Consider the following 21326-nt stretch of genomic DNA (forward strand, 5'->3'; position numbering starts at 1 on the left):
CCGCGTTCCTTAATTGTTTTTATAAGCCTAATTTTGTTTTGATAGCCTTCGGGATCGCGTCTTTATGAATCATTACATAAATGGTTTTGGCGCGGACGAAGCTTTCCGACATATTCAGGTAGCCACCGAACTTATTACGGTCTGTGCCCCATGAATTTTTGGTGATGTAGTACTTGGTGCCGTTCTGGTCCTTGGCGATACCGGTTAGATGCATCAGATGGTCATCGGTAGTCACGAATGCTTCGAAACCTTCCTGACGGACTTCTGGGGTTACTTTTACTTCCGGATACGGCTGTTCGAACTTGTATACTTCTTCCAGGCGCTCTTTCTCGTCCATCTTTTCGAAACGGGCACGGTCGGTATTCGAAAGGTCTTCCACCTTCTTTACTTCCGGGTTGATGGCTACGCCATTCTTAAAGGAGAAGCCTTTTTCGCTGACATCACCGTCCCAGCATACGGTGAAACCGTTGTTCAGGGCATAATCGACTGTCTCGATCATTTCGTCGAGTGGCAGGTTGTACATAAGCTGATGTTCCCAATTGTCCGGTACTTCGATGTCGAATTTTACGTAATACGGATGATGGGTGAAGCTCGTCAGTTCGATGTAATCGTCCATATTCAGTCCCAGGGATTTAGCAAATGTCTTGGGAGTATATTCTTTCCCTTTGTAAGTGAATGTAGCCGGAAGCTGTCCCAGGTAGGTATCGAACAGGTTTTGTATCAGTTTGTCGTATTCAGGGCTGCGTTTCTTATTTTTTACCGCAACATCAGCGATAGCTTTCATATATTGAGCCATTTCGCTGTGATTGTGGCGTTCGGAATTGTAGTTGATCCCTTTGTAAACCTCTTCGGGAACGATTCCTACCTGACGGTATGCATTTTTAAAAGTATGTGCCAGACTGCCTTGTCCGATATTTCCTTCGCCACGTCGCAGGTAATTATCCTGTAACTGGTTCATATATTTCTGGCGTACGATGAACATTTCAGAGAGGTCGTATTCTCCCTTTCCCATGCGTAATAACTCCGATTCCATAAATGAGGTGGTGGCGAAACACCAGCAAGTACCGGTGGCTGCCTGATTTTTTACCGGGGTAGCCGGAACTGTCACGACTTCGGTAAACTGATAGCCTTGGGCGAATGCGCTGAGTGCGGAAAGCAGCAAGGCGCAGGATATGAATAATGCTTTCATAAAATATGATTTAATAGTTTGTAATCGTTATTTAGAAACCTCGTGCAAACATTTTCCAGAACTCGTCAGCCATTTCGCGCCAGCGTTGCATGGCGGCGCCGGCAAAGTCGGAAGTATAGCCGGTCAGATAAGCATTTGCAGCTTCATCGCCTTTCGTTTGTTGGATTTGTTTGTATTGAGCTTCAACAAAAGGTAATTCTGTTTGTCCTTTTTCTTCGAAATGGGCGATGGCTGTTTGCATTTTCTCTTTTGTCAGTCCCCAGCGTACAGTTGCCAGTTTATTGGCTTCGCGGAACGACCAGATGGCGGCATCGGTACGATGGCGATGCTGTCCGCAGATACCGAAACTCGGAGGAAGTGCGGTGGAACCGGAGAAAATAGGAATACGCGGGCTCTGTCCCGGATTGTCGAAAGACAACCAGGCAACCCCTCCGACTGCATCAGGCAGCCAGTTTCGTAACTGGATAACATGGGAGTAAGAACATTGGGGAACGGCTACCAAACGGTTGCGGTCGACCGTCCTGGGTTTTACTTCATTCAACATATTGATCATATCGGTCGTCATCCAGGGATTGGCTGCCGGACTGGTGATAGAATCTTTATCCGAACTGTCTTTCTTTTTGGATGGGACTTTCAGATTTTTGGTTGTATCCCAGTCTGTCCCTTCATAGGTTGCACGCAAAAGCGCCATTACATCGGTTACGGCTACCTGCTTATCCGGTTTTACGCTCAATGGCAGTTCTTCCGAATCATACGATAGCTTCAGGGAAGGAGCAAGGCTGTTCAGGATAAAGAACTCACGCAGGCTAAACGATTTCGGTTCGCCGAAATAATTCCCTCCGCTGTAAGCCTTCCAGAAACGGAACGGTTCCTTCCCATCCCAGAATCCCATCTTTTTGGCAACATCGAAGACATTGGCGGATGCCATATAATTGTCTTTATCCTTTAAATCCAAAGTCGATATGCGGGAGATATTAGCCGATACACTGACATGGTCGTCCGGAATGCGGACAGCTGCCCAGACACCGCCGATTTTGTCCGGCCCTTCACCGAAGACTTCAAATATCCAGACTTCATCCGGGTCGGCAATTGTCAGACATTCGCCGGAATCGCCATAGCCGTGTTCTTTGACCAGTTCACCGATCAGGCGAATGGCATCACGGGCAGTCGTGCAGCGTTGAAGAGCGATCTTTTCCAACTCTTCGATCATGAACATGCCTTTCTTGTTAACCAGTTCTTTCCGTCCGGAAATGGTCGTTTCGCCGATGCCCAGTTGTTTTTCGTTGAGGCAAGGGTAGGAGGTATTCAAAAACTGATAGGTGGAACGGGCCTGCGGGATGGTTCCTTTTAACTCGACGTTGGTCTGGTCGTCCGGATATTCCGTATGCATCCGTCCGTTCCGGATGGCGACGGTCGTGTCGCGGTCATAGGTGGCGGCCGGAACAATATCCATCCAGGTACGGTAATTTCCGTCGCAAGTGTGGCTGGTCATTACCGAGCCGTCGGCAGAGGCTTTCTTGCCGACCATAATACTAGTGCAACTTTCCGGTGTGTTGACCGGTTGGGCATATTCAATCTCCTGCGCAGTTGTGATCAGACAGTGGCAGATAAGTGTAAGAGTAAAGAGAAACAATCTGTTCATGTGTTTGTCATTTGATTTAATGGCTAAAGATACAAACTGTATCGGAATAATTGCATATATTTGCCCAAATCTAAGGTGTGTACGATAACATAACAATTATAATCCCATGAGAAAACTATTATCTATTGTAGTATTGCTGGCTTTTCTTGCTTTGCCGGCATTTGCACAACTTGCTTTGTTCCCCACACCGGCGAAGGTTTCGGGAGGCAAAGGATCGTTTACAATCGGCACGGCTTCCCCGATCAGCGGGAATGGCGGATATGCCGATGAATTGGCTAAAAAACTACAGTCTGAACTAAAAGGACTGGGTTTATCAGGAACACCTTCCAAAGGCACGGTTCGACTGGTATTGGATGAAAAACTGAAAATGCCGGATGAGGCTTATTCATTAACAGTCAGTCAGGAATCCGTTTTACTGGAAGCCTCTTCGGAATCCGGCCTTTTCTATGCGAAAGAGGCCCTGAAACAACTGGCCCGTTTTGGAAAAGGAACAGTGAGAGCTTGTAAGATTACAGATCAGCCCCGTTATGGCTGGAGAGGTTTTATGCTGGATGAAAGCCGTCATTTCTTCGGTAAGGAGAAGGTGAAACAATATCTGGATATTATGGCTTCCCTCCGTATGAATATTTTCCACTGGCATTTGACCGACGAACCGGGCTGGCGTATCGAGATCAGGAAATATCCGAAGCTGACCTCTGTCGGTGCTATCGGTAACTGGCATGATCCGGAAGCCTCGGCTAAATTTTATACCCAGGAAGAGATAAAGGAGATCGTGGCTTATGCGGCAGAACGTCATATTATGGTAGTGCCGGAATTCGATATGCCCGGACATGCTACCGCTGTCAGCCGTTCTTATCCGGAACTGTCCGGTGGCGGCGAAGGCAAATGGGACGGTTTTACTTTCCACCCCTGCAAGGAGACGACTTACCAGTTTATCAGCGATGTTCTCGATGAAATCGTCTCTTTATTCCCTTCTCCATATATCCATATCGGTGGGGATGAGGTTCATTACGGTAACCAGAGCTGGTTTACCGATCCCGAAATCCAGCAGTTCATCAAAGATAAAGGATTGCAGAATGAAACCGGACTGGAGCACTATTTCGTGAAACGCGCAGCTGATATTGTAGCCTCTAAAGGTAAAACCATGATCGGTTGGGATGAAATCATCGATGCCGGTGTTTCTCCCGATAAAGCAATTGTGATGTGGTGGCGTCATGACCGTAAACACCAGCTGGTAAAAGCGCTGGAGAATGGTTACAATGTGATTATGACACCGCGCCGTCCGTTTTATGCAGACTTTGTCCAGTATGGCGAACATAAGGTGGGCCGTCTGTGGAACGGTTATAATGCGATCGAAGATGTCTACCGTTTCCCGGAACCTATTATTCACCTGACGAAAGATTATGAAGACCAGGTGATGGGCTTACAGTTCTCATTGTGGACGGAACGTGTGGCAGATGAGAAACGTCTGGACTTTATGACTTTCCCCCGCCTTGTCGCTGTTGCCGAAGATGGCTGGACACCTGCCAAGGCAAAAGAATGCAGTCTCTTTATGAAGAAGTTGCCTGTTTTCCTGCAATATCTGGATTCATTAGGTATCTATTACTTCAATCCGTTTGATCCGGCTTCGACTCCTGAGCCGAATGCTCCGGAAAAAGAAGATGTGTTGCAGAATGGTTGATCTGAAATAAAAAGAAGGGACGGAATCTATTACGATCCGCCCCTTCTTTTTGTTATCTATAATATAGATTAATATCTTTTCTTACGGGCATTGCGGTCTGACGTTTCACGTCTCCACGGTTTTTCGTTGTTGCGTCTGTCGGTTGTGCTGCCGCTGAAACCACCGTCGCGTTTGCCTTTATAGCCACCGCCACCCTTATAACCGCCTCTGGAGCCACTGCCACCGCGTGAGTTATTTCCTCCACGGCTGAATCCTCCACCCCGGCTGCTTCTGCCTTCGCCTTTGCCCTGCGCAGGCTCAACGGAGATGCGGCGTCCTTCGATCTCGAAACCGTTCATGCTGTCCATTACGCGCTGTGCTTCGCCTTCCTCTACTTCGAAGAATGAGAAGTTGTCGCGCAGGTCGATCTTGCCGATGCGAACCTTACCCGGTACGCATTTGTTGACAAGTTCGATCAGTTGGTTCGGATATAAGCCGTCTGATTTGCCGAAGTTCAGGAAGAAGCGTGAGAAACCTTCTTCTGCATTGTGGGCACGGCGTTCGCCGCGTTCTGCACGGTCGAGACGGGCCGAACGTTCGTCTACTTCCTGTATCTCGTCAGCATCTTTATAATAGTCGATCATACGGTTGAATTCCAGCGAAACAACACGTTTGATGATGTCTTCCTTGTCCAGCCATTCCAGTTTACGATAGATCTGCGGCATCAGTGTTGCGATCTCTTCTTCGTCCACCTTCACTTTTTCGATCTGGTCGACGAGGTTGAAAAGCTGCTTTTCACAGATGTCGTGTCCGGTCGGCATTTCACCTTTTTCGAATTTCTTCTTGATGATATTCTCGATCAGACGTATCTTACCTTTTTCCTTTACGTGGCAGATGGAAATAGAAATACCAGTCTTGCCGGCACGACCTGTACGGCCACGGCGGTGAGTATAAGATTCTACTTCATCAGGTAAACCGTAGTTAATTACGTGAGTCAGGTCATCCACGTCCAGTCCGCGGGCAGCGACATCGGTCGCAACCAACAACTGAATGTTTTTAACACGGAACTTCTGCATCACATAGTCGCGCTGCGCCTGGCTCAGTTCGCCATGCAGCGAATCGGCGTTGTAACCGTCCTGTATCAGTTTGTCGGCAATTTCCTGTGTTTCCTTACGGGTACGGCAAAAAACGATACCGTAGATGTTCGGATAGAAGTCGGCAATACGCTTCAATGCCAGGTATTTATCCTGTGCACGAACCATATAGTAGATATCCTTGATGTTCTTGTTACCTTCGTTTTTGTTCCCGATAACGATCTCTTTCGGATTCTTCATGTACTTCTTCATGATGCTGGCAATACCCTGCGGCATTGTAGCGGAGAAAAGTAACATGTTACGTGCGGGGGGAACCTCAGCCAGAATCGCATTGATACTGTCGGTGAATCCCATGTTCAGCATTTCGTCCGCTTCGTCCATAATAACGTTCCGGATCGTACCCAGATCGACTGTCTTACGGTTCATCAGGTCGAGCAGGCGTCCCGGTGTCGCTACCACTACATGTACGCCACGTTTTAACGTCTTGATCTGACTTTCAATGCTGGAACCTCCGTATACCGGCAACACCTTCAGGTTGTCGATATATTTGGAGTAATCATTCAGGTCGTCGGCAATTTGCAGACAAAGTTCCCTGGTGGGACAAAGTATGAGTGCTTGAGGCTGATATCTTGTCACATCGATCTTCTGCAGGATGGGCAGACCGAAAGCGGCTGTTTTTCCTGTTCCTGTTTGTGCCAATGCAATTACGTCGTTGTCTTCTCCCAGCAAGAAAGGAATCACTTCTTCCTGTACCGGCATGGGCGATTCGTAACCCATTTCTTGAATTGCCTTCAATATGGGGGCGGCAACTCCTAATTCTTCAAATGTTTTCAAAATGTGATATATGTGTATATAATAAATTCAGAGGGTACAAAGGTAGATAAATAATTCGGATTCACATTAATATAACATAATTTCTTTTAATGTATCCCGCTTCTTATCTGTCAGATGTAATCCTTTTGACAGATATTTGTCTACCGAGCCGTAATCTTTCCGGATCCGTTTCAGGACCAGGTCGATCAACCCTTCGTTGACAGTGACCAGCGTGGTGATCGTTTCCTGTGCGTTTGTACTCAGGTCGCGTGCCATATAGGCCAGATGTCCGATATTGATGTTCTCGTTGGAAGCCATGTAATCTTTAATGATTGTTTCTTCCGGTATTCCGAGAGCAAACAGCAGTATGGCGGTCAGGTAACCCGTACGGTCTTTTCCCATCGAGCAGTTAATCAGGATCGGATAATTATCCTTATCCAGAAAAACATCGAGCGCCTTAGCGTATTGTTCGCTGTAATCAGTAACGTACTGCAAATAAGTGTCCTGCATGAACAGGATTCCGTCTCCTTTACGCATCCGGTCTTCCTGTATGCGGGCAACTACGTGATCCATATTCTTTATGGGAATAGGGATGTGTACGATGTTTGCATTGGAATAACGTAGCGGACTGGCTGCTACTTCATCATTCCCGCGCAGGTCTATAACCGTTTTGATATGCAGATTGTTCAGACGGATCGAATCCCATTCGCTCAGGGAGCTGAGTTGTCCGGAACGGAATACCTGTCCCCAGCGGGTCGTTTTATGGTTGTGGGCAGTCCCGTAGCCACCGATTTCCCGTAGATTCTGGAGGCTGTCCATCGATACGGAGCGGGCACCGATCGTCTTGAAATATTTATCGTTGAAAGACAACAGGAAATATTTACGCGACATATTATCGTTGGTGATATAAGTCGTGACACCGTCTTTTATGTTGGCATATCCTGCGGGAAGAGATCTGTTGAACGATTCGGGATCGTCGGAAACATACATCTTAAGTATACCTTCCATTTGCGGTTCGGTTTCCCATTTCAGAATATAATTCCCTATATCATCGCGCAGGCAGAGCGTCCGTATTTCCGGACTGTTGGAGGAACAACCCGTTATCAACGTAACACAAGCAAACAGAGAAAAAATCTTTACTAACATCGTCTTTCTAGCATACATACATTACAAAGATAATAATTCCTGCCCTTTTTCGTACCGGAGTTAATGATATTTAAGACTACTGGCGGTATGAGGTTGCAAATTCTTTAGAAATGTAATTATCATAGCTTTGGCATACTTCAGACGCAAGGTCCATGCCGCAGCGGATAATCTTTTCCCAGGTTTCTTTGCTCATGGTCGAAAGATCATGATATCCGATATTATATTTCAATAATCCGTAGATGATACCGGCATTGAAATTATCTCCGGCACCGATAGTACTGACCGGATTGATCATGTCGGTATCGAAATGTTCGGACAATTTGCCTGTGTACAGATTCACCCCGTTTGCCCCGTGTGTGGAGATGAACCGTTCACAGTAAAATTTGATATGGTCGGCATAGACCCGTTCTACCTCTGTCTTTCTGAAAATATTGAAGAAGTCTTCGTCCGAACCACGTACGATATCTGCATATTCCAGATTTTCGAGGATGGTGGGAGTGAGGTATATCGCTTCATGGGCATGCGCTTTCCGGAAGTTCGGATCATAATAAATGATCGCTTTCCGTTCTTTCGCATATTCCAGAAATTCAACCATCCGTTCTCTCAGAGCCGGATTCAGGGAGTAATAAGAGCCGAAAATAAAGATATCGTCCTCATTGATGACCGGTAGCGGAACTTCCAGCCGTTGTTTGGGATAATCTTTATAAAAAGTGTAATTGGCATTGTTTTCATTGTCGAGGAAAGCCAGCGATATCGGACTCTTCCCGTCCGGGAAACGGTCTACAAATTCTGTCGAGATATGATTCTCTTCCATGAATCTACGGATGATCTCACCTACATGGTCGTTGCCGACTTCGCTGATGAAAGAAACCGGGACTCCCAGACGCCCCAGCGACACCAATCCGTTGAAGACTGATCCGCCCGGCACGGCTGTGTGCGGCTGGTCGTTCTTAAAGATAATGTCGAGAATCGTCTCTCCGATGCCAATAACTTTTCTCATATAATGGGCTGTTTATAGTCTATTCATTCTTGCTCTGTTCGCGGCTTTTCGATCCGAGGTAACCGCCGTGATGCCGTTTGGCATAGTCTTTATTGTTGAAATTGATCCTTTTCATCGTACCTACCACCAAAATATCCCCGATAACGGTCATCACCGTCGTTGAAGTGGTCGGAGTGAGTCCCAACGGACACACTTCTTTCGGAGCTCCCGTAAGCAGGCATACGTCGGCATCTTTTGCCAGCGAACTTTCCGAATTGCTGGTGATAACGATAAATTTCATGTCGGGCACCAGACCGCGTGTCAGTTCTACCAGTTCCAGCAATTCGCGTGTCTTTCCAGAATTGGAGATCAGTAACATGATATCATTGTCACGCACGATACCCAGGTCGCCATGTTGTGCTTCGCTGGGATGCAGGAAAAAGGCCGGCGTACCGGTCGAACTGAAGGTGGTAGCAATGTTCATGGCAATCTGGCCGGCTTTTCCCATTCCACTGGTAATCAGTTTCCCTCCCAGTTCGTGAACATATTTGACAATAAGAGTTACTGCTTCTTCATAGCCGGAGGTTACCGGGATATTCAGTACTGCTTCAGCCTCCTGTTGCAGGATGCAGGCGATTGCTTCGTGTGACATAGATACTTTATTAATTATACAATTATCCTAACAGTGTGCAAAAATACGATTAAAAAAATCAATTCATTCCCCGGGCTTTATAAATTTTTGCCTTAGCATCATTGATGCGCTGGAATTTTTCGTTGGCCGCTTTGTGGATATCTTCTCCTAAGACAGCCACTTTGTCCGGATGATGTTTCAGGGCAAGCCGGCGATAGGCGGCACGTACTTCTTCGTTGGTTGCTTCCGGTGTTATTTCAAGAACCTTGTAAGCCTCTTCCAGCGTATTTGTTTCCAGATTAAGCATCGACTCGACCTCTCTGTCCGATAATCCCATGGATAAGGCTACTTCTTTGAGAGCTTCTATCTCTTCCGCGCATACATGCCCGTCGCTTTTGGCGATCTGGGCCAGAAAAGCCAGGAGTTGCAGGCGTTCTTCGTAACTCAGGTTGTATGCGATCTGTGTTCCGCATTCCCGGATGGTATTTTTGAAAGCCATCGGATTTTCACGATCCATGCGTTTCTGCTGTTCGAAAAGGTTCAGTAAAATCTGTTCCCCCTGGGATACGGCCATTTCTCCGAAATTTCTTCTGAGGAACTGGCGCACAAACTCCATTTCACTGTGCATGATCCGCCCGTCGGCTTTGATGATGTACGATGCCATCACGAGCATGGAGAAAAGGAAGCTGTTCCGCTGGCCCGTATATCTGTCTTCCGGGGAGGGGGCACTTTCATAACTTCTTCCGCCGTATGCCTGTCCCGTCTGATTGATCCCTTCATCAAACAAAGAGCCGAATACGATTCCGGCCAGAGCGCCCAAAGGCCCTAAAGCCATAAATCCGATAATGCCGCCGATCCATTTTCCTATTCCCATACGATTTTTGTATACTTTTCCGGCAAAGATATGAATTATTTTATTGGGATGATATATGATATGTATAAGGAGGATGAGAAACCGTTTCTTTGTTCCCGAACAAATATAAAATAGATCCCGATGTTTTTGGATTTACTATACGTACTAAACAGAATTACTACGGCAGCTAATCAATGGTTGATAACCATCAACCGATTGGCCGACAATCATCAACCGTTTGGTTCATAATTATCAACCATACGGCTGATAATTATCGGCCGCTGAAATGTAACGGTTGTCTCAATGAAGAGAATGGAGTAACTGGTTGGTAATGAAGTAATAACTTTGACAAGCGAAGATAAGGATAAAACTGCTGTGTTGCAAGAAAATTTTGCTTTCTTCAAAACCATTACGGGTTTATTTTAACCGATGAAAGGGAAACCTTGAAATTCCGCGAAAGAAATTGATTCTATCCACATATTAATGTAATATAAAATCTTATATTTGCCACATAACGAAAATCGTTGATCTAAATGCTCTGAATATGAAACCGTTTAAGCAAGTTTACCTTATTATTATTGTGATTGGCCTTTTGTCTTGTCATTCAGGGCAACTCGATAAAGTATTACAGCAGGCAGATTCTCTGATGGAGAATGACCCGGATAGTGCTTTGGAACTTTTATCGTCTTTCCCTCATCCGGAAACATTGAACCAGGCAGACTTTGCCGCTTATCAGTTGATGTATACGAAGGCGAAGGATAAATGTTATATGGATTTATCCTGTGATACCACCCTTATTTTAAAATCATTGGTATACTATAAAGAACAAGGCAATGCTTCTCAAAAAGGCTGGTCGAATTATTATGCAGGCCGTGTCTATGAAGAGGCCGGAAAGCTATTTGAATCCGGATTGTATTTCCTGAAAGCGGCCGAATATGCGGGGGAGATACCTGACCATCTTTTGGGGATGATGGCTAATTATTATTTGGGTGAGTTGCATGATAGGCAATATGCTTTTGATAAATCGCTGGAGGCTTATAAAACATCGTATGCTATTTACGGTCAAACTTCCGGAGAGAAATATACAGGAACTTTACTGCATGCGATTGGTTCCGAGTTTGGAATAAACGGTAATCGGGATAGTGCTTATTTTTATTTGGAGAAGGCATTGGAACTTACTCGTGAGCGGAATGATTCTGTGGAAATAGCTGCTATATATAATGATATAGGACTTTATTTGAGAGAAGATAGCCAATATCCGAAAGCAAAATATTATTTCCAGCAATCATTGTCATTTGACAATGATAGTAGTAGGATGATAACTCGAAAGATTACTTTAGCTGAAATTCATGCATATTTGAATGAGCCGGATTCAGCGCTTTTTTTGTTGGACGATGTGAAATCTATAGTGGAAGCATCGGATGATATAGAAATGCAAGCTATTTATTATTCAGCCTTGGCTGAAATGGAAACAGCAAGTAAAAATTATAAAGCTGCATTTCTTAATCAGAAGCTATATATCAGCTGTGTTGATTCTGTTTATAGGCTTCAGCGTAAAAATTCATTGGCCGAAACGGAGCAAATCTATAATTATATAAAATATCAGGAAGAGAATGAAAAATTATATATGATACAACATAATGCTATTGTAATCAGCCTGGTTATTTTGGTGGTATTTATCATTAGCATGATTTTTATTGTTTTGAAAAAACGGAAGAAAAAACAGGATTTGTCGAATGCAGAGGAGACGGTAGATACTTTGCGAAAGATGGAAAAAGAAAATCTGGCATCATCTGGTTGCTCCGATGGAGAAAAGGATAAGATGGTAAAAAAGGCATTACTTATGCAACTGAACATAACGAAAGTCTTGTCTCAACTGAATGAGAAATCAGATAAGGACCAGGATTTTCTTGAAAAATTTAATCGTTTGTTTTATGGAGAGCAACGTGCGAACAATGTAAATTGGGAAGATTTTTACATGTTGATTAATTTATTATATGATGGTTTTGCTGAAAAATTGCAACTAACCTATGCCAATATTTTGAATGAGAAAGAGATTCAACTTTGTTGTTTGCTGAAGGCTAATATGGAGACTACCGAAATCGCTTGTATAATGGGGCAAAGTATCAATACGGTTCGTACCCGGAAAACCCAAATACGGAAAAATATAAAAGCTCCGGATGCCGCTGATATTGTAGCTTTCATTGAAGAGAAGTTGAGAAATAAGGGGTGAATTCGTTGGCATATCGACCTGCATTTGCCAAATATTAATCATTGGAGGGGAAATATTGATTTTTCTTAAAGTGCTTCCTTGTATCATGTTGATTATTAAATGTTTAGCAAATTAACATATCGGTTAAATATATGTTAATAGAGGGCTATATTCATGTGTATCTTATTAATTTTACGGTGTCACTTTAAATGATAATAGTTATGAAAACAAGAATGATTAGTGCAATGCTAACCCTTGCAATGATTTGTAGTACGACTTTTTTCGTGAAAGCAGATCAGGTAAAAATAAGAAAAGCAAAAAATACTACTGGTGGAGTTCGTTCTATCCTTTTAGATCCCTCTCATCTCATGGTTAATCAGGATAATAGTGTAATCCATGTTGATTTTCTCTTTTTACTGCGAGATGTCAATATCTCTGTTGTCAGTTCAGACGGCAGACAGATTTATCAACAAGTCGTTTCATCTCAGACTTCTTCGGTTGATATAGACTTGAGTGGAGAAGAGTCGGGAGTATACACGGTTTATTTTACTGATGCGACAGGGATTTGTTTGTTTGGTGAGTTTGTTATATTATAAATTTTTTATTTATGAAAAATATTTATTATCTTTTCTTTTTGTGTCTATCATTAGTCTCTTGTGTAGAAGATGATAAAGAGTCGTTCAACCTAATCTTGAATCAAACATCTTGGTCAGGAGAGTTAACACTAAGTAATCCAGAGGAGATAGTATATAATATAAACATAGTTTTTGAAACAGAAAATTCAGGAGAATATTATATAGATAAGTTTATTCCGGAGCTTCCATTTTCCTATAAAACAACATTAAAATATAAAATTGATTCTGAAATAATACTTATTGAAGGTGGATATAATAATATTTTAACAGGTTATTGGTGGGTTGTTAGTAATGATGGAAAAAAATTAATATTGAAAAGGAATATAAATAGTGAGCAGGATTGTGATACTTTGAATCTAATTAAATTGATATAGTTATGAAAAGAACAATTATTTTTTCCCTTTTAGGGGCTTTAGCTTTTTCTTGTACAATAGAGGATGAGATAGATAAAGGTTATTCTCTTAAATCAGAAAGTGTTACTACTTATGAAGAAGTAGTTTTGAAAGAAAGAGATCCTAAATTTCCTTTAGAATTTCCTTTGCGTAATAGAACAAAAGGTACTGTAATGCCATTTGCTACGTCCTCCAATGAGGACTTCTTAGGTTGTACATATAAGTTACAACATTTTCCATTGGGGACTGCTCAGAACGTAGGAATTCCTATTGTTAATATAAAAAAATTGAAAGAAGAGTATGATGATTTTTATGTTAAAGAAAGAAGCCTTGGAATTCAAACATCAGACGTTTTTTCTTATGCGAATTTTGATAGATATTCGCATAAATCAAAGGATTCTGAAAAAGTAACTCATGGTGTAAGCCTAAATTTGAAATTATTTTCTATTGGAAATAAAGGTACTATCGAAAATATATATGGAAAAGATGTTGCTAATGAAACAAATAGAGTATATGGTGAACTCAATGCAGAGGTTCTCGGAAAAAAGTATATTTTAGAAACAAGTTCTAATGCTTTGAATATGATAAAATTGGGGTATTTGAATCCTTCATTTAGAAATGAATTGTATTCAATAACTATGGCGGAATTTGTAAAAGAGTATGGTGCTTTAGTTTTAAAAGATTTTTATACAGGGGGACGAGTTTCGGCTATATATTCTGGGATATATAGCTCATCTGATTTGGTAGAAACTAAGGAGAAAAATATTGAGAATGATATAAATGCTTCATATGGACCTAAAAAAGATGTAAGTGGTAGTGCGAATTTAGGAATAGGCCTTCATTATTATGATGAGACTAAAATGTCTAATAAAATAACAAATATGACTTTATCGGTCAAAGCAATAGGAGGAAATTTATCTTTTCCAACTTTTTCTTCTCCTCAGGGTTTGACACAGGTTAATATCGATTTAAGTAGTTGGATGTCTTCTATGGCTTCAGCTGATTCATATAGAATGATAGATATAGAGTCTGAAGGTCTAATGCCATTATCTAAATTTGTATTGGAAAAAAATATAGAACAACATATTAGTGAATATCTTTATGGACGATCTATTGAACAGCCAATGGAAGTACAAGAGCCTTATATTGAAGTATTACGTCGGGATATACAAGGAATTACAATGTTAATAACTTCATTGGTGACAAAAAATGAGGACAGAGTATTGATTGATCTTAAAAATATAACTCCTGTTTCAGAATCAAAAAAGCAGGAATATATACGACAGATTGCAAATGAAAAAAGTAAGGTTTATGGTTTGAAAATTGTTAATAAATCTTTTGTAAATGATACAATTCCAATACCTCCTAATAATTGTTTTCAATTAGGATTTTACAAGGAAGAACTATTTTCTAAATTCATTGATAAGGAAAATAATGTAATCTATTTATTATATGATGGAACTAAAACAAAAGAATCTAATGAATTGATGATAAAAAGAGATTTTATCAAAGAAATGTTCTCTAATACAAGGCAGTTACCAGATACTGATGAAAATGGAGTTTCTATTTCTTTTCCTCAAGCAGTAAAATGTGGCCTATCTATATACAATTATGAAAGGTCTCTTAATTTGTATGGGCTAAAAGATTTTGTTAATAAATTGCCAACAGTAAATATAAATAAAGAAGATTTATTAGGTTATGAGATAATATCTTTATAATTGGCTATAAATTTATATCAAGAGGCAGATTATCTGCCTCTTGATTCGCTTCACCATGATAATGTATCTGAAAATACATTACTTTTGCTCCATAACCATATGCGAGGAACGGAAGAGAGTTTTTTTACTTATGAGGAGAGTTCTCAAGTTTGGTGGTGAGAGTCTGTGATTTGTTAATCTTAATAGATAAAGTTGTGAAAATGAAATTTTTATTTGCATTATTATTTTTGTCTGCGACAATCTTGTTAAACGCTCAGGAAGCGAAGTATGGGATTAAGTCAGCTATTATTAAAAAGGATGTGGTTGCCATGGGACAGAATGTTGAATGTACATGGTATATGGATGATTATGGGAAGAAAGAATCTACGGAACTCACTATGAAGACGGGTGGGGTAGCTGGTGTGGAAAAACATATACGAACCATTGCGGATGGGAGTTCAGCGATCAATATAGATCTGGATATGAAAACAGCCATGAAAATGAAATTACCTGAGAAACCGATCAATTATTTGCAGTTAACTCCTGAAATCGTAGAGAAATATAAGATCAAAGAAACAGGCGAAGAAGATATTGCCGGAAAACCTTGTAAAAAGTATGGTTTGGAAATCACGCAGATGGGGCAGACAGTTCAGATGTCTGTCTGGGTCTGGAAGGGGCTTGTGCTTAAATCCGAAACTTCTTCTAACGGAATGGTCGTTATGGTTGAAACAGCGAAAACGATAGACGAGACTTCCGCTGTGCCGACTGATAAATTTACTATACCGGATGGTATAAAACTGCCTGAATAGGTATTTTATCCGAATGTAGTGATTGGGGTAGTCAACCTGAACTAACAAAATAACATAATTTTTAAGCGATGATAAAGGTAGCCGACTTTTTAAAACATAAAGTAACAGCTGCAATGTATGTCTGGGGTGTTATAATGCTTTTGGAGCTTATATATATGGGGGTCGGTATCAGTAATTTGATTCTGGATCCATCATCAAAAGGGGATTGGCCTGCCGTAATATCTGCTGTTTGCGTATTGACTGCAGGCATTTTGTCAATACGAAGAGAATGGAAAACTAAAACGGAAGGTCATGAAATTGAAAATGATAAAAAGGAGTTATAGTCTTGAATGGAAAATAGCTCTTCTCATCAGTTTGGGATACTGTGGTTATTTTCTATATGGTTATTTTAAAAATCCGGAAATAATCCATGATAAGTCGATATTTATTGGGCTAGCTATTTTTGTATCGCTATTTGTCATGAGTTTATTAGGACTTTTGTTAGGATGGAAGAAAAGGGAGGCAATCAATCTGGAAGGATGGAAATATAAGTTGTATGGCAAAAATAAACGTTTGTTTCTGCTATATACAGGTTTGGTTGATGGTTTGCTGTTTACGGCACTACTTTTATTTATAGGATATTGTTCAGGCTGGATCGAAATGTCTTATTTTCAGGCTAAAGGCTATTTAGGGATAATATCGATTTATGTGGTTTTCATGATACTTTCTGCTTTCATGAATTATCGAAAATATCATTTTTTTGACCATTGACAAGGCAAAAGTCTCATATCTTCTGTGTTCCGATTTGAATCCGGAAGAAATTACGTTTGTCAATGTGAATTCTGGTCTAAATCCGACCATCGAAAGATATAATAAACGCTTCAAATTATATACGTTGGGTTTCTCGAATCTGGAGGTCTAATATTATTTTTTGAAAACGAATAAAATCAATCTCTTATGAATAATATCCGGATTTTTATTCGTACTTTTCGAACCAATATTAATATTAAATATAATCGCATGAAAAAACTCAATCTAACATTATGTTGGCTGTTTGTGGCAGTATTCGCTTTACAACAGCTTTGTGCACAACAGTTGCAACCTCTTCCCGTTGATCCGAAGGTAAAATATGGGAAGTTGGATAACGGGCTTACTTATTATATCCGGCAGAATAAATTGCCGGAAAACCGTGCCGATTTTTATATTGCGCAACAGGTAGGTTCCATACTGGAAGAAGATTCCCAAGCCGGATTAGCTCATTTTCTGGAGCATATGGCTTTTAACGGAACAAAAAATTTTCCCGGAAAAATGATGACTAACTATCTGGAAACAGTCGGTGTCCGTTTTGGCGAGAATCTGAATGCCTATACTAGCTTTGATAAAACTGTGTATATGATTATGAATGCGCCTGTTACGCGTCAGGGTATTATAGACTCCTGTCTGTTGGTGCTTCATGATTGGTCTAACGGTATTTCGTTGGATGGTGAGGAGATCGATAAGGAGCGTGGCGTAATACGTGAAGAATGGCGTACTAGCGGAAATGCCGGCATGCGCTTGATGAAACAACAGCTTCCGGCTATGTATCCGGGTAGCCAGTATGCCAATCGTTTGCCGATAGGAAGTATTGATGTGATCAATAACTTTAAACATGATGAGATACGCGCTTATTATAAAAAATGGTATCGTCCCGATTTGCAGGCTGTTATTGTGGTGGGTGATATTGATCCGGATAAGATTGAGGCTCAATTAAAGACGTTGTTTGCCGATGTGCCTAAGCCTGTAAATCCGGCAGAACGTATTCTGTATCCGGTTCCTGATAATGAGGAACCTTTGGTTTCGGTTGCACAGGACAAAGAGGCGACAATTCCTTATGTGTACCTATTCTTTAAACATGATCAAATGCCGGATGAGGTAAAAGCATCGGCAGTGGGAATAGTGATGAACTACATAAAAAATGTCTCCAGTGTCATGATGAACGAACGTTTCCGTGAAATCCTGCAAAAACCGGATGCTCCGTTCCTGGGAGCTTCGGGATATGATGGTAATTACTTTGTCGCTAAAACAAAAGATGCCTGGAATGTATTCTGTGCTGCAAAAGAAGGAAAGATTACTGATGCGCTTGCTGCCATTACGCGCGAAACAGAGCGGGTGAACAAATACGGGTTTACCGCTTCCGAATATGAACGTGCCCGGGTGAATGTGTTGAAGAATTATGAATCGAATTATAAAGAACGGGATAAACAGAAAAACGGAACTTACTCAAACAGATATGTGGGCCATTTTACAGACGGGGGTTCCATCTCTGGGATAGAAAATGAATATGTTATGATCAACCAAATAGCACCGTCGGTTACTCTTGAACAGGTCAATCAATATATTCAGGATATAATCGGTGAGAAAAATGTTGTTATATCTGTATCCGGCCCGGAAAAAGAAGGACTTGTATATCCCACGGAAGAAGAATTGCTGGATGTATTTAATAAAGCACGTCAGGAGGAATTGACGCCTTATGTTGAAACGGTGTCTGATGAACCTTTGATAGAGGAATTGCCTGCACCCGGCAAGATCGTATCATCTAAGGAAAATGAGTTGCTGGGTGTAACGGAACTGACTTTGTCCAACGGCATTAAGGTTTTACTGAAAAAGACAGATTTTAAAGATGACCAGGTATTAATGACAGCCACCAGTCCGGGAGGTACGACTATGTTCGGCAATGAAGATATTGCGAATCAGAAGTTGATAAATAGTGCAATCAATCTGGGTGGTGTTGGAAATTTCAGCAAAACGGATTTAGCTAAAAAACTTGCGGGAAAGAAAGTTAATGTTTATGTTTCTCTCGGTCCGGATTGTGAGAAAGTGGATGGGTCTTCCTCTCCGCAGGATATTGAAACAATGTTCCAGTTGATCTATCTCTATTTTAATAAGCCTCGTATGGATAATGATGCGTATGCTTCATTTGAAGAAAGAATGAAATCACAGTTGACAAACCTGGATCTCAATCCGATGGTTTCGTTCAGTGATACACTGAGCACTTATCTATATAATGGAAATCCCCGTGTAATGCGTGTACAGTTGTCTGATTTTGATCATATAAGCTATGCCCGGATGATGGATCTTTATAAAGAACGTTATGCGGATGCATCCGATTTTATTTTCACATTTGTCGGAAATGTAGATACGGATGCTATCAAGCCGTTGATAGAACAATATCTGGCAACTTTACCATCTCTTGGTCGCAAAGAACCGAAAGGTCGGGAAGATGTATATGCTCATATGCAAAAGGGAATTACGGAAAAGCGTTTTGCTCGTTCGATGGAGACTCCTAAAGCTTCTATTGTCGGCATTTATTCCGGACAACTGGATTTTACACCCGAAAATATGACATTGCTCACCGCCTTGAAACAAATACTTGATATTGTTTATGTGGAGAAGGTCAGGGAAGAAGCCGGTGGAACGTATGGCGTCAGCGTTTCTTCACAGTTGGGTTATTTCCCGAAAGGAGAGGTCGCTTTGCAAACATATTTCGATACGGACCCAGAGAAGGCTGATTTAATGAATAAAATTGTACGTGAGGAACTTCAGAGTATCGCGAAAGATGGTCCGCGTATTGAAGATTTTAATAAGACGAAAGAAAATATGCAGAAGAAATATGCGGAGAATCTGAAAGAAAACAGTTATTGGTTGCGTGTGGTCGATGATTACTATTTCCATAATCTGGATCGCCATACACCTAATAAAGCAGTACTTGACGGTATGACTTCAAAGCAGATACAGGAGATTGCTCAAAAGATACTTTCGCAGGGGAATATGCTGGAAGTATTTATGGAACCGGCTAAATAGGATTATATAAAAAACTGATATAGAGGATCTGGGAAGTGTTTAAAATACTTCCCGGTTCTTTAAATGAAAATAGGCATTATTAAACGAATTCTGGTCTAAATCCTTATCTTTGTCTGAATGTTTAATCCGGTTGAGTTATGGAAAGAAATTATCCGATAGGAGTACAGAGTTTTGAGAAGATACGGAAGGACAATTATGTATATATAGATAAAACCCGGTATGTTTACAGGTTGGCGAAAACCGGTTCATATTATTTTCTGAGCCGTCCGCGACGTTTTGGAAAAAGTCTATTGATTTCTACGTTTCAGGCCTATTTCGCCGGGAAAAAAGAACTTTTTGAGGGGTTAGATATCGAACAATTGGAGAAAGACTGGACGACTTATCCTGTGCTTCATCTCGATCTGAATGCACGAAATTACGAAGATGAAAATTCCCTGCTGGAAGAATTGAACAAACATTTGGAAATATGGGAGCGTGAATATGGAAGCCATTATGGCGATCGTGCTCCGGAAGAGCGTTTTTTTCATGTCATTCGTTTAGCATATGAGAAAACGGGGCAACGGGTAGTTATTTTGGTGGACGAATACGATAAACCGATGTTGCAGGCTATCGAAGATGACAGGTTACAACAGGTGTACCGAAACCAATTGAAGCCTTTCTACGGGGTGATGAAGAGCATGGATAGTTATATCAAATTTGCTTTCTTGACAGGGGTGACCAAATTTGGGAAAATAAGTGTTTTCAGTGATTTGAATAACTTGAACGACATTTCAATGAACCCTGATTTCGCAGCTATTTGTGGTATGACTGAAAAGGAGATACATCATTATTTTGATTTGGATATCCATACATTGGCAACCAAAGAGGATCTGACTTATGATGAAACTGTTGAATTGCTAAGGGATAATTATGACGGTTATCATTTTACCGAAAATTCGGAGGGTATCTATAATCCTTTCAGCTTACTGAATACGTTTTATGCCATGCGCCCCGATAGTTATTGGTTTGCAACGGGAACACCAAGTTTTCTGGTGTACCTTTTGCAAAGATCCCGTTATGATTTATGGGAATTGGAAGAGGTGGAAACAGACTCCGATGTGTTGGATAGTATTGATTCCTTTTCGAAAAATCCGATACCGGTAATTTATCAAAGTGGATATCTGACCATCAAAGGATATGATAAGCGCTTCAAATTATATACGTTGGGTTTCCCGAATTTGGAGGTCAAAGAAGGCTTTTTTAAATACCTGTTGCCTTATTATGCCGATGTAAAGGAAACGGATACGACTTTCAATATCCGTAAATTTGTAGGTGAAGTGGAAACTGGCGATTACGACTCTTTCTTTTCCAGGCTTCAAACCTTCTTCAGTAACATTCCTTACGACTTGGTCGGCGATTTGGAGAAACATTACCAAAATGTACTTTATATTATAAGTTGCTTGATGGGATTTTATGTTGATGCTGAATATCACACCAATCGTGGAAGGGCGGATTTAATCCTGAAAACTCCGGCTTACATTTATATAATGGAGTTCAAATTGAACGGAACATTAGAAGAAGCGATTCGCCAGATCGAAGAGAAAGGTTATGCCGAGCCGTTTGCTCACGATCCTCGTAAATTGGTCAAGCTAGCTGTAAATTTCAGTTCTAAAACAAGGAATATCGAAGGATGGAAGGTGGTCTGAGCATAACTTTAAAGATTGTCTACCACGGAAATTTATCAGGCATTCTTCCTTTCTCCTTTTATTATTGTAC

At 41.3% G+C, this 21326-nt stretch carries 17 protein-coding genes; 10 read left to right on the forward strand and 7 right to left on the reverse strand.

Going from position 1 to position 21326, the window contains the following annotated elements:
- Positions 1-19: 19 nt before the first annotated feature.
- Together C825_RS02505 and C825_RS02510 are read right to left on the reverse strand one after the other, a co-directional pair.
- The gene (locus tag C825_RS02505) at positions 20-1189 is read right to left on the reverse strand and encodes a C1 family peptidase (RefSeq protein ID WP_010801286.1); all 1170 of its coding nucleotides are present in this window, start codon (positions 1187-1189) and stop codon (positions 20-22) included.
- Positions 1190-1220: 31 nt separating this feature from the next.
- Positions 1221-2831, reverse strand: a complete 1611-nt coding sequence (locus tag C825_RS02510; RefSeq protein WP_010801287.1) for a dipeptidase — start codon at positions 2829-2831, stop codon at positions 1221-1223.
- 106 nt (positions 2832-2937) lie between these two features.
- Between C825_RS02510 and C825_RS02515 the strand changes: the two genes are divergently transcribed.
- Positions 2938-4512 (forward strand): beta-N-acetylhexosaminidase, encoded by a 1575-nt coding sequence (locus tag C825_RS02515; protein ID WP_010801288.1) that lies wholly within the window; start codon positions 2938-2940, stop codon positions 4510-4512.
- Positions 4513-4580: 68 nt separating this feature from the next.
- On the opposite strand, the gene C825_RS02520 is transcribed toward C825_RS02515, so the two are convergent.
- The 5 genes from C825_RS02520 to C825_RS02540 form a co-directional block, all read right to left on the reverse strand.
- Positions 4581-6362 carry a DEAD/DEAH box helicase gene (locus C825_RS02520; protein WP_044215015.1) on the reverse strand — a complete coding sequence of 594 codons (1782 nt, stop codon included), beginning with the start codon at positions 6360-6362 and terminating at the stop codon, positions 4581-4583.
- Positions 6363-6485: 123 nt separating this feature from the next.
- On the reverse strand, positions 6486-7544 hold the full coding sequence (locus tag C825_RS02525; RefSeq protein WP_010801290.1) for a tyrosine-protein phosphatase: 1059 nt from the start codon (positions 7542-7544) through the stop codon (positions 6486-6488).
- Positions 7545-7620: 76 nt separating this feature from the next.
- A complete protein-coding gene (locus tag C825_RS02530) occupies positions 7621-8544 on the reverse strand; it encodes a carbohydrate kinase family protein (protein ID WP_010801291.1) in 924 nt (307 codons plus the stop codon).
- Between the two features lie 19 nt (positions 8545-8563).
- The gene (locus tag C825_RS02535; RefSeq protein WP_009860606.1) at positions 8564-9175 is read right to left on the reverse strand and encodes an SIS domain-containing protein; all 612 of its coding nucleotides are present in this window, start codon (positions 9173-9175) and stop codon (positions 8564-8566) included.
- Positions 9176-9233: 58 nt separating this feature from the next.
- Entirely contained in the window at positions 9234-10028 is a 795-nt protein-coding gene (locus C825_RS02540; protein WP_010801292.1) for a DnaJ domain-containing protein, read from the reverse strand.
- A gap of 523 nt (positions 10029-10551) precedes the next feature.
- On the opposite strand from C825_RS02540, the gene C825_RS02545 reads away from it, so the two are divergent.
- The 9 genes from C825_RS02545 to C825_RS02585 all read left to right on the forward strand — a co-directional run bounded on the left by C825_RS02545 (position 10552) and on the right by C825_RS02585 (position 21256).
- Positions 10552-12240, forward strand: a complete 1689-nt coding sequence (locus C825_RS02545) for a hypothetical protein (RefSeq protein ID WP_010801293.1) — start codon at positions 10552-10554, stop codon at positions 12238-12240.
- Positions 12241-12440: 200 nt separating this feature from the next.
- Positions 12441-12815, forward strand: a complete 375-nt coding sequence (locus C825_RS02550; protein ID WP_010801294.1) for a DUF3244 domain-containing protein — start codon at positions 12441-12443, stop codon at positions 12813-12815.
- Between the two features lie 11 nt (positions 12816-12826).
- Positions 12827-13228: a hypothetical protein gene (locus tag C825_RS02555; RefSeq protein WP_010801295.1), complete on the forward strand. Its 402-nt coding sequence runs from the start codon at positions 12827-12829 to the stop codon at positions 13226-13228.
- A 2-nt stretch (positions 13229-13230) separates the two neighbouring features.
- Positions 13231-14964: a BSAP5a family pore-forming toxin gene (locus C825_RS02560; protein ID WP_010801296.1), complete on the forward strand. Its 1734-nt coding sequence runs from the start codon at positions 13231-13233 to the stop codon at positions 14962-14964.
- 200 nt (positions 14965-15164) lie between these two features.
- Complete coding sequence (locus C825_RS02565; RefSeq protein WP_010801297.1) at positions 15165-15752, forward strand: DUF4412 domain-containing protein; 588 nt, start codon at positions 15165-15167, stop codon at positions 15750-15752.
- A 68-nt stretch (positions 15753-15820) separates the two neighbouring features.
- Positions 15821-16075, forward strand: coding sequence for a hypothetical protein (locus C825_RS02570; protein ID WP_010801298.1), 255 nt, complete (start codon positions 15821-15823; stop codon positions 16073-16075).
- Positions 16044-16502: a hypothetical protein gene (locus C825_RS02575; RefSeq protein WP_010801299.1), complete on the forward strand. Its 459-nt coding sequence runs from the start codon at positions 16044-16046 to the stop codon at positions 16500-16502. The genes C825_RS02570 and C825_RS02575 overlap by 32 nt, the downstream gene beginning before the upstream one ends.
- 249 nt (positions 16503-16751) lie before the next feature.
- Entirely contained in the window at positions 16752-19571 is a 2820-nt protein-coding gene (locus C825_RS02580; RefSeq protein WP_044215108.1) for a M16 family metallopeptidase, read from the forward strand.
- A gap of 137 nt (positions 19572-19708) precedes the next feature.
- Entirely contained in the window at positions 19709-21256 is a 1548-nt protein-coding gene (locus C825_RS02585) for a PD-(D/E)XK nuclease domain-containing ATP-binding protein (RefSeq protein ID WP_010801301.1), read from the forward strand.
- Positions 21257-21326 lie beyond the last annotated feature (70 nt).

The sequence above is a fragment of the Parabacteroides sp. ASF519 genome (assembly GCF_000364265.2).
In the GTDB taxonomy this organism is placed as follows: Bacteria; Bacteroidota; Bacteroidia; order Bacteroidales; family Tannerellaceae; genus Parabacteroides; species Parabacteroides goldsteinii.

Coding starts and splice junctions, on each gene's coding strand:
- C825_RS02585 (WP_010801301.1), top strand. CDS start 19,709: ATGGAAAGAAATTATCCGATAGGAGTACAGAGTTTTGAGAAGATACGG.
- C825_RS02570 (WP_010801298.1), top strand. CDS start 15,821: ATGATAAAGGTAGCCGACTTTTTAAAACATAAAGTAACAGCTGCAATG.
- C825_RS02580 (WP_044215108.1), top strand. CDS start 16,752: ATGAAAAAACTCAATCTAACATTATGTTGGCTGTTTGTGGCAGTATTC.
- C825_RS02560 (WP_010801296.1), top strand. CDS start 13,231: ATGAAAAGAACAATTATTTTTTCCCTTTTAGGGGCTTTAGCTTTTTCT.
- C825_RS02545 (WP_010801293.1), top strand. CDS start 10,552: ATGAAACCGTTTAAGCAAGTTTACCTTATTATTATTGTGATTGGCCTT.
- C825_RS02565 (WP_010801297.1), top strand. CDS start 15,165: ATGAAATTTTTATTTGCATTATTATTTTTGTCTGCGACAATCTTGTTA.
- C825_RS02505 (WP_010801286.1), bottom strand. CDS start 1,189: ATGAAAGCATTATTCATATCCTGCGCCTTGCTGCTTTCCGCACTCAGC.
- C825_RS02530 (WP_010801291.1), bottom strand. CDS start 8,544: ATGAGAAAAGTTATTGGCATCGGAGAGACGATTCTCGACATTATCTTT.
- C825_RS02520 (WP_044215015.1), bottom strand. CDS start 6,362: ATGGGTTACGAATCGCCCATGCCGGTACAGGAAGAAGTGATTCCTTTC.
- C825_RS02550 (WP_010801294.1), top strand. CDS start 12,441: ATGAAAACAAGAATGATTAGTGCAATGCTAACCCTTGCAATGATTTGT.
- C825_RS02540 (WP_010801292.1), bottom strand. CDS start 10,028: ATGGGAATAGGAAAATGGATCGGCGGCATTATCGGATTTATGGCTTTA.
- C825_RS02510 (WP_010801287.1), bottom strand. CDS start 2,831: ATGAACAGATTGTTTCTCTTTACTCTTACACTTATCTGCCACTGTCTG.
- C825_RS02575 (WP_010801299.1), top strand. CDS start 16,044: ATGAAATTGAAAATGATAAAAAGGAGTTATAGTCTTGAATGGAAAATA.
- C825_RS02515 (WP_010801288.1), top strand. CDS start 2,938: ATGAGAAAACTATTATCTATTGTAGTATTGCTGGCTTTTCTTGCTTTG.
- C825_RS02525 (WP_010801290.1), bottom strand. CDS start 7,544: ATGTTAGTAAAGATTTTTTCTCTGTTTGCTTGTGTTACGTTGATAACG.
- C825_RS02555 (WP_010801295.1), top strand. CDS start 12,827: ATGAAAAATATTTATTATCTTTTCTTTTTGTGTCTATCATTAGTCTCT.
- C825_RS02535 (WP_009860606.1), bottom strand. CDS start 9,175: ATGTCACACGAAGCAATCGCCTGCATCCTGCAACAGGAGGCTGAAGCA.